A 17044-nucleotide genomic window follows, 5' to 3' on the forward strand; every position below is an offset into this window, starting at 1 on the left:
CCGGGCCGAACAAGCGTTCAGCGGCGCGGACCGCCATGAGGTAACAGGGGGGATGCCGACGAAATCTCGGTCATCTCATGGCGGCGAGGTTGTGCCAGAGGTTTTCGAGGCTGTCGGTGCCACCGAACAGTGTGGTGAAGTTGGTGGAGTCGATGAGCACGATGTCGCCGGCGCGTGGGCTGGTGGGTGGCATCCAGATCAGTGCGTTGAACTCCGTGTTACCGGCCGCGGTAAAGGGGTGGGGCCGGGTGGGGTCGATGCGTTGGCGGCCCAGGACACGTAGCGAGTCGCTTTCGGGCGCGGTGAGTTCGTAGTGCGGCAGATGGGGGTGGAAGTTGAGTGTGGTGACGTTGTCCAGCAACCGGGGTGCGTCAAGATCGCGGAAGCCGGTCAGGGGGGCGATCTCACCGGTGTCGTCGACGACCGCGGGACGCAGTCCCCATCTGTTGTGCACCGGTACGTCGAGCGCTTTCATCAGCGAGCGCGTGTACTGGCCGAATCGCTGCTGACGAGGAACCAGGCGGTCGCCGTGATGCGCGTATTCGATTTGCCGCTGCGTGTAGTCGTCGGTGAAGCCCACGTCGTGGTGCGGCGCCAACAGAAGGCAGGTGCCTTCCCGTTGCAGCCACTCGCGGAGGGCGGCGCCTTCCTCGGGTGCGGCTTCCTGCTCGGACAGGACGTGATCGAGTCCGAACACCATCAGCGTGTCGGTGTCGGCCAGGATCCGCTCGTCGATCGGCAAGGTGTAGCCGGCCTGGTCGATGCGTTGGAACACCGCGACGGGATGCCCGGTCGCCGCACCGGCGAGCTGCTGAAACGCCAGCGTGGAGCGATGGAACAGCTCGAGTGTGCCGGCAATGCCTTGCAGAAAGTGCTCCGCGTCGTACTCGGGAATCTCGTAGCTCGGCCACAGTACGTTGCGGACTTCGGTCATCGTGGAGAAGCGGTTATACATTTCGGCGGGATCGCGTTGGGACTCCCACGGATAGCTCCAGGTCCAATAAATGCTGATCCGCCGTCGCCCATCGTGCCTGCGCGAGACGTGGCTCTGGTTGTAGGTGCGGGCCGGAGAGCGGGTGCTCATGACGTCACCTCACGACTGCCGAGCGTGGCCAGGTATCGCAGGGCGCTGATACCCGGCAGGAAGAAGTACGCACCACCCCTGAGCGTGGTGAACGCCGGCAGGCCCTGGCACACCTTACGGATGGGTCGCTTGGGGATCGTGAACTCCAGGGCACCGTCCTGGGTGCCGCAGATGGGGTCGCGTTCATTGCCGAGTTCGTGAAAAGTCTTGTCGTTGATCCACACGTTTTGGGCGAACTCGAACTGACGGACCAGGCTGGCGCAGATGATGAACGCGGCAATGCCTCGGTCCACCCCATCATCGGGAGCGCCCTCGGGCAGGGCCGGCCCGTAGGTAGCGCCGCGGCGAATCATCCTTCGACGGTTCATGTTGACCGCAGTGTCACGTGGGTTGAGCCGCCGCACATGCGAGCCCAGCGGCACTGCGTAGCCATGCGGGTCCATCTCCTTGTAGTTGAAGTCATTGTTACGCATGGGATCGGCACCCAGCTGCGGATCATCACGGTCGGGGGCCAGCGCCAAAGGGGCGCCGCTGGGCCAGCGGCCCATGAATTTCGCGGCAAGTAGCTGCTGCTCGTCCGGGGTGTCGGCATGCGCTCGCAGATAATCTCGAAACGCCCCAACGTGTTCTTGCAGTCGCCGGTAGGCCATGTAGCTGCCGTTGCGGGACAAAACCTCCGGCTGCGGCAGCCCGTAGGGTGGCCCCTCCTCGTCGGGGTAGCCCACAATGAATTCACCGGGTTTCAACGGTGCACCCGAGCCCGGTGTCGGTTCTTCGCCGGATCCTTCGACCACCGGCTGGGACAACCGGTCTCGGAACCCGAAGTGGTCATGGGCGTAGTCGAATGGCGGCGTCGCGTTCAAATCCAAGAACGACAACACTCGCACACCCGGGCAGCGCGCTACGAGCCTGTTGTGTTCGGCGGTGCACCGCCGGTGTTCGACATCGGTGCGGGCGAACAAGATCGCGATGGCGTGCAGGTCATCACCGGCCAGCCCACCCACCCAGTGATCGGGATGATCAGCGCCGGTGTCGCCCAGAATGTCGGCGCGGGCGGCCATACCTTCACAGAACTCGTCAGGGAAAGTGGACAGCGCTTCCTCCGACACCCCCAGCGCCCGCAGCCCCCGCCAGGTGAAGGCCAGCGTGATCCAGCGCTGGGAGCCGTCCATCGTGGCGCGCGCGTCCGCAGCCGACTGAACCCGGTCCAGCAGCGCGGTCAACCATGCCCGGCCCCCGGCGGGATCATCGAAGGACAGGAACTCATAGCGGCCGGTCAACGCCGGGGTCCGAGTCAGCAGGATGTGCTGTATATCGTCGAGTTCGAGCATTGATCACTGCATCTGATCGAGCATGTCGGAGAACGCCGCCTCGAGCCGCAACGCCTTTTTGATCTTGTCAGCGGTGACGTAGGGATACTCGCCGTACTCGAGGAAGCTCGGAAATTGATGTTCGCGGACGAATTTCACGAACGCCTCCGGGTTTTCCTTCCAATCCTCGGGGAATCCTTCGAGATTGGTGAAAACCGTGGTGATACCGGTCTTGCCGAAGAGCGCCACGGCATCCTCGGTGTACTTGTCGAAATCGGTGTCGAAGATCCCTTGATATTGGAAATGCAATCCCGATCCGACATCGAACAACACCCACCGCAGATAATGCAGCCGCAGCGGCGCCAGCACATCCGGGCTACCCGCCACCGCGTCCTCTATCTGCTTGCCGTAGGCGCGAATGGCGTCTTCTCGACCCGGCTTCACCTTCGCGATGATCGAGAAACCATAGCCGGCCGGGGTCCGTGGATAAATCGGCCCATACCTACCCCGCTCCAGCTCGAAATAGCCTTCCTCGGGGATGGCCATCGCCGCCGGTCTACTCCAGTCGCCATCGGTCCCCGGCATGTCGTCACCTACCTTCATTACTGCAGTAAGCCGGACATCGAGACCCATCCTACGGACTGCACGTCTCGCCGAAAACCCCGGAAGTCGCCAAAATCGGGGCCGAAGTCACCTCACGGCGAGACTCGGTCGACGTGCGTCTGGAAAAGTAGCTGATTAACATATTTTCGGTCGATTCCGCTGACCCGAGCCCCTTCCGCACTTCCTGGTATGTGCTTGACAATTCAAATATATTACCGACCGGCGCATTGCGGTCCGGCCTCACTGTCCAGTTCGACAGTAAGCAGCGAAAATCTCGTCCGCGGGCCCCCTGTTTGACAGGATGACGTAATGTCGATACCGCCGCAGCACATCGAGCCGGCACCGCGCCAGTTGTCAACGCCGCGAGCCGCCGCATTGGCGGGAGTGATCTTCGCGGCGTTGTTCGGCACAACACTGATTTTGATCCGCGCCGAAATGCCCGAAGGCGTTCAAGATTCGACACAGTGGCTGAGCAGCCAACACACAGCGATCACCACGGCGACGGTACTGATGCCCTTCGCCGGTATCAGCTTCCTATGGTTCATCGCCGTCGTGCGCGACGGATTCGGACGATACGAAGACCGGTTCTTCGTGTCTGTCTTCCTCGGCAGCGGGCTGCTGTTCGTGGCGATGATGTTCGTCGCCACCGCCGTCGCCGCCGGCCTGGTCGCGAGCAACACCGGGGTCACCGACCCAGCCGCCCACGCTGAGGTGATCAGCTTCGGCAAGATGGTCGTGCTGTCGGTCACCAAGACCTACGCACTGCGGATGGCCGCCGTATTCATGATCTCGCTCGCGACGATTTGGCTGAAGACCGGGCTGATGCCCCGCTGGCTCGCCGGCCTCAGCTACCTACTCGCTCTGGCGATGCTCATCGCCAGCGAGACAAGCATGTGGGTGACGCTTGCGTTCCCCGCCTGGGTGCTGGTGGTCAGTAGCCTCATCTTGACGCGCTCCGGACTCATCGAACAACTACGTAACCATGGCGATTGAACCCGGCAACGCTACGATGAGATGACAATCGCCTGATTCGACCCTATTCGGTCGCGCACGGCTGAACCGGCTGGCGCGCGGGTTCCATGCTGGTGAGGATATGCCGAATGACGCGAGCGGATAACAGGTAAAGCACCTCCGGAAGAAACCCGCCACCGGGCCTGCGGAACTGTGCCACAGTACCCAGGTGGACGAGCCGTCTTCACCCATTTCGCCCGATCTGAAGATGGTCTACCAGACCGTGGCGAACCGACGTCTTCAATACGAAAACCTACTCTGGCAGGTGCCTACCGTCAGCCTGACCGCCCAGGCATTCTTATTCAGTATAGTGATGGGAGCCGACAACGAACCCCTCGCGCGGATAGCTTCGTCGCTCCTTGCGCTGATCATCTCACTGATCTCGATCATGCTCATGGCGAGCCATCGTCTCGCCGGACGCAAAGACGCGCTCTGGCTCGAGCGCTTCGAACAGCAGGAGCTCCACGCGGGAGCGTGGGGCGCACACGGCACAGCGTTCGAAACACACCAGGACATCGCGGATCTGGACGCCGGGTGGGTGGGCAAGCTGATACCCATGAAGCAGATGTTTACCGTCTGAGTCATTGGACTGGCATGTTTCGGCATGACTGCCATCTTTATAATTCTGAGGACACTGGTTGGTCTCATGCGCTGAGCCGTCTCGGCGGAACGGTCACACACATCCGGTATTCCACCACCTTTTCGCAAGTACACCTCTCGAGTCACCTCCGCGCCCGAGCGCGACCGATCGACCACTTCCATCGCCGCCGCACGGAACTCGGGCGAACTATCGCGAATTCTTCTGTCCCACAGCAACTCCTGTGACCACCCCGCTACGATCACCGAGCAATTCCAGCCAACCCACGCGGCCGGCAGAAGAACGTGCCCGCGACTGCCCGGCCCTTTCGATGCAGGAGTGACGCTCGAGCCCTGGTCGACCACTGCCAGGAAGCGCCGGAAGAAGTGCAGGCGAGCCTGACCGTCGGGATTCATCGGTCGGTGCCGCGACTGCATGACGTCGAGTCGATCAATCGGCGCAGGATGCGCCCGACACCCACATCCATCAGCTACCTGACAGCTATCTGCGCGGGGCTCATACGCGGTTCGGGCATGAATGATCGGATGCTGCGCACAACAAATCCGAGGAGGACTGGATTCGAGCGGGCAGTGGCCGCTTCAGGCTCATCGACCACGGCAAACATTGCCGCGCAACCGATCCACGCACCGCGAGCACAACGAATACGAAGCGAGATCCGCACCGAAGACTCCGCTACACGCACGGGTTACCTCAGGGGGAAAGTGGCTTCTTCAGTGGCGGTGGAAGATCCGTCGATAGCCGATCCGCCCTGATCGCTCGACGTCGGCCAGGTGGACCAATATCCCCGACTCGACTTGTGTCGAGTGGGAAACCACGACGCGGCCGCGGCATGTCCACCCGCATGATCCTCCGCGCGGCGGTAGAGCATATCGGGACACGCGGATCTTCCAACGATTCGGAGCGCATCCAGTTACTCTGAGCTGATGCGATCCCGGATCCGTCGGTACGTCCTGGCCGCGCTCGCCGCCGCCGCGTCGACCCTACTGCTCTGCACGCACTCCCCGGCCGCCCCACTGATTCGGCCGGCCGCCGCCTTACCACCACTCGACGCGGGATTCCTCTGGGGGGTCGCGGCCTCCGGATTTCAGTCCGAAGGCCATGCGCCCGACAGCAATTGGACACGTTACATTTCCGCGAACCACGATTACGACGCCCTTCACGATTCGGTCGACTTCTACGACCGCTATGCGTCGGACGTCGGCACGGCGGCCGACCTGGGGGTGCGGGTGTTCCGGATCGGAATCGAATGGGCCCGGCTGCAGCCTGCTCCGGGGGTCTGGGACGAGGCCGCGTTCCGTTTCTACGACGCGGTCATCGCGAGTATCGAGCAGGCCGGGATGCGGCCGATGATCACCTTGGACCACTGGGTGTACCCCGGATGGGCCGCCGACCGCGGTGGCTGGCGCGGTCCAGGCATGGTCGACGACTGGCTGACCAACATGCGCAAGGTCGTCGACCGCTATGCATCCCACAATCCGCTGTGGGTCACCGTGAACGAGCCGGTCGCCTACATCGTGCACGAGGTCCGCAACGGCGGCGCCGACGCGCCCGAGATGCTGGAGCGGGTTGCGCAGGCACACAACGTCATCTACGACTACATCCACCAGATCCAGCCCGGCGCTCAGGTGACCAGCAACGTCGGCTATGTCGCAGGCTCGGAGGCCCAGGTCAACGGTGCGCTCGTCGACCGCATCGGGGACCGGCTCGACTATGTGGGCGTCGACTACTACTTCGCCTACGATCCGGCGCAATCGCTGCTCTCGTCCATCGCGCGGGCCAGCGGATCGGCGATGCCGAACATACCTGGGCCGCACATCTGGGAGCTGCCCTTGCGCACGGAGGGCATCTACTATGCGCTGCAATACTATTCGCGCCGCTTCCCGAACAAGCCGCTCTACATCGTCGAGAACGGCATGCCCACCGAGAACGGCCGTCCCCGCGCCGATGGGTACACCCGCAGCGATCATCTCCGCGATACCATCTATTGGATTCAGCGCGCCAAGGCCGACGGTATCGACGTGATCGGCTACAACTATTGGAGCCTCACCGACAACTACGAATGGGGTAGCTACACACCACGATTCGGCCTCTACACCGTCGACGTGCGCACCGACCCGACCCTCACTCGCCGCCCCACCGACGCCGTCGGCGCCTACACCCGGATCGTCGCCGAGGGCGGTGTCCCCGCCGACTACCGCCCCACCCGCGGCCCGGCCATCTGCCTTCTTGTCGATCCACCGGCCAGCTGCCTGTCCCCGGTCGCGGGCCCGTAGCGCGCAGGCGGACCGCCGCCGATGATTCCGGACAACGCCACCGCGAAAAACGGAGCTCGAGACTAGGTGGTGATGCTGCGGCTGCCGCAATATCGGGTGGTGAATCGACGCAGAATCTCACTCGGCACGGTGACGGATTCTCGGTGGCCGAGGGCGGTGAGATAGTCCGCCTCGGCCGGGTCGAAATAGCCGGCGTGCCGGTAGGTTTGGATGCGCAGGGCGAGTCCGTTGCCGTCCAGTTCCGGATGGAATTGAGTGGCATACGCGTGCCGCCCGACTCGGATCATCTGTACCGGACAACCAGCCGACCCGGCGAGCAATACCGCGCCGGGCGGAACTTCCTGGCAGGCTTCCTTGTGGCCGACGAACGCCCGAAACGACCGCGGTATGCTCCGCAGGAGAGGATCGTCGTGGGCGGCGTCGGTCAATTCGATCGTCTGCGCGCCGACGGTCTCACCGTACCGTTCCTCGCTGACCTTTCCACCCAGCACGTCCGCCAGGGTGCTCAATCCGTAGCAGGCGCCCAGATACGGGAAGTCCCGTTGAACGATCTCGCTGGTCAGGTCCTTCAGCTTGGGCTCGAACCTCTTCTGGTAGTCGTACTTCTTGTCGTCGGGACTGCTGACGTTACTCGGGCCACCACCCACGATGATCGCCGAGAAATCGTCGAGGTCGATGTCGGGAAATGCCTGGTCCATCTGCACCCGCACGAAGTCGCCGACGTCGAGCTCGGTCGCGCGCAGGATGGCGTGGTATTCGTCGTCCGCGGCCACTCGCTCGGGCCGCAACTGCAGTAGCAGACAAGGCTTGGGCATGTATCAGATTGTGGAAGATCAGCGGCCACGAGGTGGCGTTCTTGACCGAAACTCCTCCGGTCGTCTGCCGGAACACCAGGAATTTCAGGTGCCCGCTACCTGGAGGACCGGCCATGCGTCTCCAACCACCGGATGTGGCCAGGACGGTTACCGTCAGGTGGTAGACCTCGTCACCGTAACTGGCCCGGGATCTGGCGACGTCAGGTGGACTTCGCTGGGATGGACGCCGAGCCCGCCGCCGACATGGTCCTTCAGTGCGATCTGGGCCAGTCGGTCCGCGCCGCGTCGATTCACGTCGTTCGCTCGGCCCCCGGTGCCCTTCGCTCCCGACGCCGACACTTCGGTCGAGGGCGTAGATCTCGGTGACCGTGCCGGTGAGCCAGTCGAGCTCATCCACCTCCGCCTGAGCCTAGGGTAACCCCGTTCTCGGCCCAGGAGAGGCCGATGTTCGCAAGGAATACCCGATCCCCCAGCAACGACCAGCGGTCGGCGTGAGGCGCTCGACTTCAGCGAGGCGAGGTACTGGAAACACGGGCCATGGCTCAGGGCACCCGAGGTGTACGGATTCGGCGCAGTTCGGCGGGAGCCGGACACGCGGCCGGCCGGGGGTCGGTGTGCCGCGAGAGGAGCACGGCGGCGGCCGTCGACTCGAACGTCGAAAGTGCGGGGTTCTTCGCCGCGCGCCACACCGACGCCGTGACCCTCACCCGTCCGCTGTACCTCGGTTCGCAGCTTTGTCGGGCCCGGCACGGGAGTCCACCGCTGGAGCCGGAGTTCGCGCAGCGCACAGGCGTTTCCCACCTGACGAGCAGCCGCGAACATCCTGTCCACCGTGGACATCAGAGGGAGAGCCGGCACATTCCATGTGGGACAGTGGTCCGCCACCCAGTCGTCGGCGGCCGGGTCGAGAAGTTCCTCCGTCGGGTGCGGCGCGGCGTCATCAGGCGGACCGACAGACAGGGGACCTGGTAGACCTCGGCCCCGTCGACCCACAGTGCGGCGTCGGCGACGGCCAGGCACGCGTTACCGCCCCACTCGATGCTCGACATGGTGAGCTCGATCGTCACGAGCTCGTCCTCGGGAGTGAAGGTTTGCGAATTCTGCGACCACGGCTGATGCACTGTCCATCGTGAGTATCGCTCCTTTCACGACCACCATGTCAGCCCAAGCAAGCTGCGCCGCACCAAGATAGCGCGCCCGTGGCTGCTAGTTTAACCCCTCTCTCCATAGGACGATCTTGTTTCGAGCCGTCGGACTCGAGCGCGGCGCTGGCACCGTGCCCGTATCCGCTCCCGGTCTGCGAGTGCCATATCGGCTACGTCCATCTGGAGATGCCGCGGCTGCATGACGTGTCGCTGGTGGTGCCCTCCAACGAGTCCCGAGGACCGAGGCTCGACGTGGTCGGTCCTGCCGGCCATCGAGCGAAATCGGCCGGACCGAAGTCATGGTTGGTCGAAGTATGACCGGGCAAGGCGGGCAAGGCGGGCAAAACCGGCGGGACTGACGCGGATGGCCCCTTTGCACGAGATGCCAACTTGGACAAGCGATCGTCTCGAACGGAAAGAGTTTTTTGAAGTCTTCTCATCCGGCCACTTCGGTGGAATGATGTGAGCCGCTGGAATTTTCCGATTCAACGGCGGTGCCGATCGATAGACCGGCACCGAGAGTGAGGTCATCACATGAGAATCAAGAAATTCGTCGTCACATCGCTGCTGGCCATCGCGGCTACCGGGATCGCGGCCGGTACTGCCCACGCGGGTCCGGGCACCATCGCCTCCACTTCGACGAGCGGAACCGACCGAGGAGTCACCTACACCAGTGGATTGTCCGAGGACCGCACAGGGGTGACGACCACCTTGGAGTCCGGCCGGTTCGCGTTGACCCCCGACGCGACCGCGGTTACCGTGACAGCTCCCGACGGTGTCGTAGTCGCGAGCCTGCCGATGTCCTTCCAGGCTTCGGGACAGCAGGTTCGGCTGAGCCCCGATATCAATACCGAAGGCACGGCGCTGACACTCAGGCCGGCAGACAAGTCCACCGCCGTCGGCGACATCGCGGAGTACAACCAGAATGTCGCTCAGTTGAAGGACATCGGCGCCGTCGGTGTTGTGGGCGGCGTCGTCGTCGGTGCCGCGATCGGCGCTGTCATCGGCACGCTGGTCGGTGCTCTGTTCCTGGTGGTCGGCGCTATTCCCGGCTTGTTCATCGGCCTCGTCGCCGGTGCCGTGATCGGCGCCTTCGTCGGTGGTGTCGTGCTCTGAGTCGGGTCAAGGTGGAATAGATTCCACCGACCGTGGATGTACCCCGAGGTCGCTCCGGCATGCGATGATCCGTATTGCCTGAGCGGTCTCGGGACATCCGATGGGACGAGGTGCTATCACCAGTCGGGCGCGCTGTGTCGTTGTGGCGACACCTCCGCGCCCACATCCAAGCCCTTATATCATCTAGACACATTCCGTGGGTGCACTGGATGGCCGTTCGCTCCCGTTGCGCGAGTGGACGCCTGTCATTAGGTTCATCGCATGAGTTCAGCTTTTCCGCGCTTGCTGTCGCCGCTCCAGCTGGGGCGCGTCACACTGCGCAATCGCGTGGTGATGGGTTCGATGCACACCGGCCTCGAGGACCGGGATTGGCACATCGACCGGCTGGCCGCGTTCTTCGCCGAACGGGCCCGCGGCGGCGTCGGCCTGATCGTCACCGGCGGGTATTCCCCCAACCGTGAAGGCTGGCTGTGGCCATTCGCCTGTGGGATGCTCACCGAGGCCGATGCCAAGCGACACCGCATCATCACCACGGCGGTACACGAGGCGGGGGCCAAGATCGCATTGCAGATCCTGCATGCGGGCCGCGATTCGAATATTCCCAACAATGTGTCGGCCTCGACGGTGGCGTCGCCGCTCGTCGCGTTCGAGCCTCGGGCATTGTCCGAGCAGGGCGTCGAATCGACGATCGCCGATCACGTGCGCTGCGCGGAGTTGGCGAAACTGGCAGGTTACGACGGCATCGAGCTGATGGGCGGCGAGGGCTTCCTGATCAACCAGTTCCTCGCCCCGCGCACGAACACCCGAACCGACGGCTGGGGCGGTTCGCCGGCGAACCGACGGCGGTTCCCGGTCGAGATCGCCGCCCGCACTCGGGCGGCGGTGGGCGAGGACTTCCTCATCATGTTCCGAATGTCGTTGGCCGAGTTCGTGGAGGATGGACAGACTTTCGAGGACATCATCGAGCTGGCGAAGGAATTGGAAGCCGCCGGGGTGGACATCATCAACACCGACATCGGCTGGCATGAGTCGCGGATACCGACCATTGCCACCTCCGTGCCGCGGGCCGCGTTCGTCGGATACACCGCAAAACTCAAAGCGCATGTGTCGATTCCGGTGTGTGCGTCGAATCGGATCAACATGCCCGAGACCGCCGAGGAGATCCTGGCTCGCGGCGACGCGGACCTCATCTCCCTGGCCCGTCCACTGCTGGCCGACCCGGAATGGGTGAACAAGGCCGCCGAATCCCGGGTCGATGAGATCAACACCTGCATCGCCTGCAACCAGGCCTGCCTCGACCACACCTTCACCAAACAGACCGTGTCCTGTTTGGTGAATCCGCGCGCCTGCCACGAAACACTGCTCCAGCTCCTGCCTACCCGCCGCGCCAAACGCGTCGCCGTCGTCGGCGCAGGCCCCGCGGGCCTGTCTGCCGCGATCGGGCTGGCCGAGCGCGGGCACCACGTCGAGCTCTTCGAAGCCGACGACAAAATCGGCGGCCAGTTCGACCTCGCTCGCCGTATCCCCGGTAAGGAGGAGTTCAACGAGTCGATCCGGTACTTCCACCGAAAACTCGAACTCACCGGTGTCACAGTACATTTGAACACCCACGCCACGGCCGAGCAGCTTGCGGCGGGTAGCTGGGACGAGGTCGTGCTGGCCACCGGCGTGCGGCCACGTATTCCCGATATCCCGGGAATCGACCACTCGATGGTGCTGTCCTACCCGGAGCTGATCCGGGCGGAAAGGCCCGTAGGCAAGCGCGTCGCCGTCGTCGGCGCGGGTGGAATCGGTTTCGACGTCAGCGAATTCCTCACGGTCGCCGGCCATACCGCACTGAAACTCGAGGAGTGGCAAGAGGAGTGGGGTGTCACCGACGACGATCACGCCCCCGGGCAGTTGACGACGCCCAAGCCCGCCCCTGCCATCAGGGAGGTGCAGTTACTGCAACGAAAGTCGGGCCCGTTCGGAACGACGCTGGGCAAGTCGACCGGCTGGATCCATCGCGCCGCTCTCGAGGCCAAGGGGGTCAAGCAGATCGGCGGGGTCAACTACGAGCGGATCGACGATCGCGGGCTGCACATCAGCTTCGGCGAGAAGCGGGAAGGTCGGCGTGTGATCGACGTCGACAACGTCATCGTCTGTGCCGGCCAGGAATCTGTCCGGGACCTGAAAGACCAGCTCGAAACCCTAGGTGTACGTGTGCATCTCATCGGCGGCGCCGATGAGGCCGGTGAATTGGATGCCAAGCGCGCCATCGAGCAGGGCACCCGCCTGGCGGCCGAGATCTGAACACTTCTCCCGTGATCGAGCTGCACATTTCCGCAGGTTGATCGCATAACGCGGTCAACCTGCGGAAGCGGCAGGAGAGCCACACTCTCCTGGGTTCCGGCGTCCGCCGGGATGAAGAAGGGAATTACGCGGTTCAGCCTCCCATTCGGACGAAGCTGGCGGTCGCCGTCGCATAGGTCTTGTCGGCTGCGTCGACGAGACGCGCTTCGGCAACTGCAGTCGTCCGGCCGACGTGCACGGTTCGAGCGATCGCGTGCAGTGTCCCCTGGGCGTGGGAGACTCCGCGCAGGAAGTTCGTGTTCATACTCACCGTCGTGACCAGGGACTTGTCCTCCAACGACAAATGGACCGCACCCCACGTCGCGATGTCGAGGACAGTGGTGACGACGCCGCCACCCACCACGCCGAGGAAGTTCACATGCCGCTCGTCCGGAGTGAGACTCAAGACCATCCGGCCCGGCTCGGCCTCCACGACCGCGATGTTGAGCAGCCTGGCCAGCGGCGGCTGCGGGAGATCGCCGGACCGCAGACGCTCCAACAGTTCGTCGCGGGACAGCTGCATCAGGCCCATTACCGCAAGTCCGGGATCGTCCCACTCCATATGCAGTGTCCGTGATCCGTTGGACATTTCGATCGTGGCCAGGTCGTTGTGTGTCATACCATTCCCTTCTTATTACTGCTTTGTAATCTGCTGGTCGATGAGAGCGAAGAGCTCGTCGGCGCTCGCCGCCTCGACGGCGACGCGGTCGCCGCGGGCCGCGGATTCACGGTCCTCCAGAGCTTCGGCCAGCGTCGAGCGGATCCGCTCGGCCAGGCGCTCCTTGTCCCCGCTGGACGACAGGGTCGCGAACAACGATCGAAGCGAGGTGATCTGGTCGTCGACCGCCGATGTGGTCGAGGTGGCATCCCACCGCGAGCGCAACAGTTTCGCCACCGCGGTGGCGGTCGGGTAGTCGAACACCAGCGTCGACGGTAGCTTCATGCCCGCCGCCTCGGCGAGCCGATTCCGTAACTCGACACCGCCGAGCGAATCGAATCCCAGTTCGTTGAATGGGGTCTCGGGCTCGATGGCGGCGGCCGAGGAGTATCCGAGAACAGCCGCGGCGTGTTCCCGCACGAAACCGAGTACCAGCGCATCCCGTTGGTCCTCCGGCGCGGCGGCGAGCCGCCCAGCCAACTGGCCGCCGGTGGCGACGTCGCTGGGCGCGCGTCGTGCCCGCGCAGGCACAAGGCCACTGAGCACATCGGACAACAGCCCGGCTCGGGCCTGGGCCGAGAGTGTCGGCTTGTCGAACTCGACGCAGGCGGCCACAGCCTCACCCGCGGCGACCGCGGCGTCGAACAGCGCAATCCCGTCGTCGTCGCCGAGCACTTTGATACCCATCCGCTCCAACCGTGCCACTGCGGCCCGATCCAGCTTTCCGGTCATGCCCACTTCCTGGCTCCAGGGTCCCCAGGCCACCGACAACGCGGGCAGCCCCTGGGCGCGGCGGGCGCGGGCCAGTCCGTCGAGGAACGAGTTCGCCGCCGCATAGTTGCCTTGTCCAGGCGCGCCGAGCATCGCCGCAACGGAGGAGAACATCACGAACGCCGCCAGGTCGTGGCCTCGGGTGAGCTCGTCCAGGTTCAGTGCGCCGTTGACTTTGGGTACGAGCACACGATCGATCTGTTCCGGTGTCAGTTTTTCGATCGTGGCGTCATCGACCACACCCGCGGAGTGAATCACCGCCGTCAACGGATAGTCGGTCCTGACCGATTCGAGAACAGCCGCCAAACTCGCTCGGTCACCGACATCACATGCGGCGACACGGGCTTCGGCTCCCATTTCGGTCAGTTCGGCGACCAGCTCCGCGACTCCCGCCGCCGCCTCGCCTCGCCGGGACACCAGCAGCAGGTGTTCGACGCCGTGCGCGGCCACCAGATGCCGAGCCATCACCGCGCCCAGCCCGCTGGTGCCGCCGGTGATCAACACCGTGCCGTCCCCGAACGCGGCGGAGTCGGATGACAGGGCCTCGGTGTCAGCCGTTTCCAACGGCTGAGCCGCGGCGGAAATACCACCCTCGGCCAGACGCGGCACGAACATCCGCCGGGCGCGTACCGCTACCTGCGCATGATCCGACTCGACCACACTCCGCACGACATCGGCGCCCAGCTCGCCGTCGTAGTCCAGCAGCACAATCCGGCCGGGGTTTTCCGATTGGGCGGTGCGGGCCATGCCTGCCACCGCGGCGGCGGCCAGGTCCACAGTCTCGCCCTGCAGGCCCGTCGCACGACGGGTCGCCACCACCAGGCGGGTGTCCGCCAGCCGCTCGATCGACAGCCAGGACCGCAGCACCTCCCAGGTTGTGTGGATCGACCGCCGAATCGCTCCGGCGCGCTCACCGTTGGTCGCGGTGAGGTCTTCGGCGAGCGGCCAGACGATCACGTCCGGAATCTCCTCGGCCGCGGCCAGCTCCGCTATGTCGGTGTAGTGGCGGTCGATCCCCGGCACCCGCGCCGAACCCAACGTCGCCGGCGCACCGGCAGACGCCGGAGCAGGCAGCGCCGATTCGATCCATTGCAGGTTCAGCGGCGACGAGCGTCGAGTCGTGCTTGCCGCGTTCAGCACTTCGGCGTCGACGGGACGCGTAACGACCGCATCGATGGTCAGCACGATTGAACCGGTGTCGTCGACAACGACGATCCCGGCCTTCCCATTGTCATCCCGGACCACTTTCGCGCGCACCGCGCCGACGCCGGAGCGCCACAGCCGCACTCCGGTGAACGAGAAGGGCAGCGGCAACCGACCCGCAGGCAAATCGTGGGTCAGCTCGTCGATGGCGACGTGCAGGCATGCGTCCAGCAACGCGGGATGGATGCCGAACGCGGATGCCGACCCGACGACGGATTCGTCGAGGGAGATTTCGGCGAATGTCTCCTCGCCGCGGGCCCACGTCGCGGTCACGCCCTGGAACGCCGGTCCGTACTCGAAACCCAGCTGCGCAAGTCGGTCATAGAGGGATGTGTCCTCCGACGCCTGGGCGCTGGCGGGGGGCCAGGTCTGTTCGCTCCAGGTCGGGGCAGCGTCAGCTGCGGCGGCCAGGACACCGCCCGCATGCAGCACCCACGGCTCCACGTCATGTGAGTCCCGGTCGGCGGCTTCGGAGCGAGAGTAGATCGCGAACGTGCGCCGACCCTCGCCGTCGGGCGCCCCGACACTCAGCTGCAGGTCGAACTCGGCGTCGCCCGCGAACACAAGCGGAGCCTCCAGCAGCAGTTCCTCGATGGCGCCGGCGTCCAGTCGCGAACCCGCGGCCAAGGCCAGTTCCGCGAATGCCGTCCCGGGTAGCAACACCGAGCCGAACACCGCGTGGTCGGCGATCCAGGGATGAGTGCGCACCGAGATCCGCCCGGTGAACAGCCACTCTTCTTTTCCCGCGAGCTGCACTGCGCTCGTCAGCAGCGGATGCCCGAACGAGCCTGCCACGACTTGGGACGCCGGCTGCAGCCAGTAGCGTTGGTGCTGAAACGCGTAGGTGGGCAATGCCTCCCGGCTCGCGGCGTGTCCGGCGAACAAGCGCCGCAAGTCCACTGGCATTCCCACTGTGTGCGCGTGTGCGAGGCACGTAACGAGCTGGACTACCTCGTCGATCGATCGCCGGGACGACGCCGCCACCATCCCCGCATTCGGACGCTCCGCCAGGCATTCACGGATCATCGCGGTGAGCACCGCGTCCGGGCCGACCTCCACGAACCTGCGCACACCGGACTCGACCAGAGTGTCCACACCGGGAGCGAACCGTACGCAACCGCGCACCTGCGCCACCCAGTACTCCGGATCACGCACCTCATCGCCTGCCTGCGCACCCGACACGTTCGACACGATCGGCAGGGACGGCTCCTGATAGGTCAATCCTTCGGCCACGACACGGAACTGGTCGAGCATGGGCTCCATCAACACCGAGTGAAACGCGTGCGAGACCCGCAGCCGCGTGTTCTTGCGGCCGACCTGGGAAAGGCCTTGCTGGATCTCGCCGACGGCATCCTCATCACCGGAGATCACCACCGCATCGGGACCATTCACCGCCGCGAGCGACACCCGACCGCTGTACCCAGCGATCGCTTCCGCCGCCTCGGCCTCCGGAACAGCGACTGCCAGCATCGCGCCGCCCTCCGGCAACGCCCCCATCAACCGACCACGCGCCGCCACCAACACACACGCATCCTCGAGCGACCACACCCCCGCCACGTACGCGGCGACAAGCTCACCGATCGAATGCCCGATCACCATATCCGGTGTCACACCGAACGACTCCACCAACCGGAACAACGCCACCTCGAACGCGAACAACGCAGGCTGCGTCCACTCCGTGCGATCCAACACGCCCCCCGAATCGGTGAACATCACCTCCCGCAACGACCCACCCAGATGACGATCGAACTCCCCACACACCTCGTCCAACGCCGCGGCGAACACCGGAAATGCCTGGTACAACCCAGCACCCATACCGACCCGCTGCGCACCCTGACCCGTGAACAGGAACGCTGTTTTTCCCGGACCCGCAACGCCGGCGACCACACCCGACGTCACCGAACCCGACGCCAAAGCAGCCAGGCCGGCCAACAACTCCTCCCGATCACGCCCGACAACGACCCCTCGCCGATCCAGCGTCGCCCGCGAGTCGACCAACGACCGCGCCACGGCCCCTGTATCCACATCCGGACGGTCGGCCAACCATGCCCGCAACCGGTCCGCCTGGCCCCGCAACGCCTCCTCCGACTTCGCCGACACCACCAGCGGCACCACGTCGATGTCGA

The 17044-nt window shown here is 64.7% G+C and carries 12 protein-coding genes; 5 read left to right on the top strand and 7 right to left on the bottom strand.

Features of this window, described 5'->3' with window-relative positions:
- Nucleotides 1-70: 70 nt before the first annotated feature.
- Genes AB0H00_RS22215 through AB0H00_RS22225 form a run of 3 tightly spaced genes read right to left on the bottom strand, consistent with a single transcriptional unit; the run spans nt 71 to nt 2979 of the window.
- Entirely contained in the window at nt 71-1084 is a 1014-nt protein-coding gene (locus AB0H00_RS22215) for a hypothetical protein (protein WP_357269074.1), read from the bottom strand.
- Nucleotides 1081-2415: a peroxidase gene (locus AB0H00_RS22220; RefSeq protein WP_357269077.1), complete on the bottom strand. Its 1335-nt coding sequence runs from the start codon at nt 2413-2415 to the stop codon at nt 1081-1083. The genes AB0H00_RS22215 and AB0H00_RS22220 overlap by 4 nt, the downstream gene beginning before the upstream one ends.
- A gap of 3 nt (nt 2416-2418) precedes the next feature.
- On the bottom strand, nt 2419-2979 hold the full coding sequence (locus AB0H00_RS22225) for a hypothetical protein (protein ID WP_357269080.1): 561 nt from the start codon (nt 2977-2979) through the stop codon (nt 2419-2421).
- Between the two features lie 327 nt (nt 2980-3306).
- Between AB0H00_RS22225 and AB0H00_RS22230 the strand changes: the two genes are divergently transcribed.
- The 3 genes from AB0H00_RS22230 (at nt 3307) to AB0H00_RS22240 (ending at nt 6879) form a co-directional block, all read left to right on the top strand.
- On the top strand, nt 3307-3990 hold the full coding sequence (locus AB0H00_RS22230) for a hypothetical protein (RefSeq protein WP_357269083.1): 684 nt from the start codon (nt 3307-3309) through the stop codon (nt 3988-3990).
- Nucleotides 3991-4177: 187 nt separating this feature from the next.
- Nucleotides 4178-4588, top strand: coding sequence for a hypothetical protein (locus tag AB0H00_RS22235; protein ID WP_357269086.1), 411 nt, complete (start codon nt 4178-4180; stop codon nt 4586-4588).
- A 941-nt stretch (nt 4589-5529) separates the two neighbouring features.
- Complete coding sequence (locus AB0H00_RS22240) at nt 5530-6879, top strand: family 1 glycosylhydrolase (protein ID WP_357269089.1); 1350 nt, start codon at nt 5530-5532, stop codon at nt 6877-6879.
- 62 nt (nt 6880-6941) lie between these two features.
- On the opposite strand, the gene AB0H00_RS22245 is transcribed toward AB0H00_RS22240, so the two are convergent.
- Both AB0H00_RS22245 and AB0H00_RS22250 read right to left on the bottom strand, forming a co-directional pair.
- The gene (locus tag AB0H00_RS22245) at nt 6942-7694 is read right to left on the bottom strand and encodes a glutamine amidotransferase (protein ID WP_357269092.1); all 753 of its coding nucleotides are present in this window, start codon (nt 7692-7694) and stop codon (nt 6942-6944) included.
- An 839-nt stretch (nt 7695-8533) separates the two neighbouring features.
- On the bottom strand, nt 8534-8761 hold the full coding sequence (locus AB0H00_RS22250) for a hypothetical protein (protein ID WP_357269095.1): 228 nt from the start codon (nt 8759-8761) through the stop codon (nt 8534-8536).
- Nucleotides 8762-9373: 612 nt separating this feature from the next.
- Here AB0H00_RS22250 and AB0H00_RS22255 point away from each other — a divergent pair.
- Together AB0H00_RS22255 and AB0H00_RS22260 are read left to right on the top strand one after the other, a co-directional pair.
- Nucleotides 9374-9955: a hypothetical protein gene (locus AB0H00_RS22255; RefSeq protein WP_357269098.1), complete on the top strand. Its 582-nt coding sequence runs from the start codon at nt 9374-9376 to the stop codon at nt 9953-9955.
- A gap of 261 nt (nt 9956-10216) precedes the next feature.
- Entirely contained in the window at nt 10217-12247 is a 2031-nt protein-coding gene (locus tag AB0H00_RS22260) for an NADPH-dependent 2,4-dienoyl-CoA reductase (RefSeq protein ID WP_357269101.1), read from the top strand.
- Between the two features lie 133 nt (nt 12248-12380).
- Here the strand turns inward: AB0H00_RS22260 and AB0H00_RS22265 are convergent, their stop codons facing one another.
- On the bottom strand, nt 12381-12905 hold the full coding sequence (locus AB0H00_RS22265; protein WP_357269104.1) for a PaaI family thioesterase: 525 nt from the start codon (nt 12903-12905) through the stop codon (nt 12381-12383).
- 15 nt (nt 12906-12920) lie between these two features.
- Nucleotides 12921-17044: type I polyketide synthase (locus AB0H00_RS22270; RefSeq protein ID WP_357269107.1), on the bottom strand; the 4124-nt coding region annotated here is incomplete at its 5' end.

Source organism: Nocardia sp. NPDC023852 (genome assembly GCF_040639505.1).
Classification (GTDB): Bacteria; Actinomycetota; Actinomycetes; order Mycobacteriales; family Mycobacteriaceae; genus Nocardia.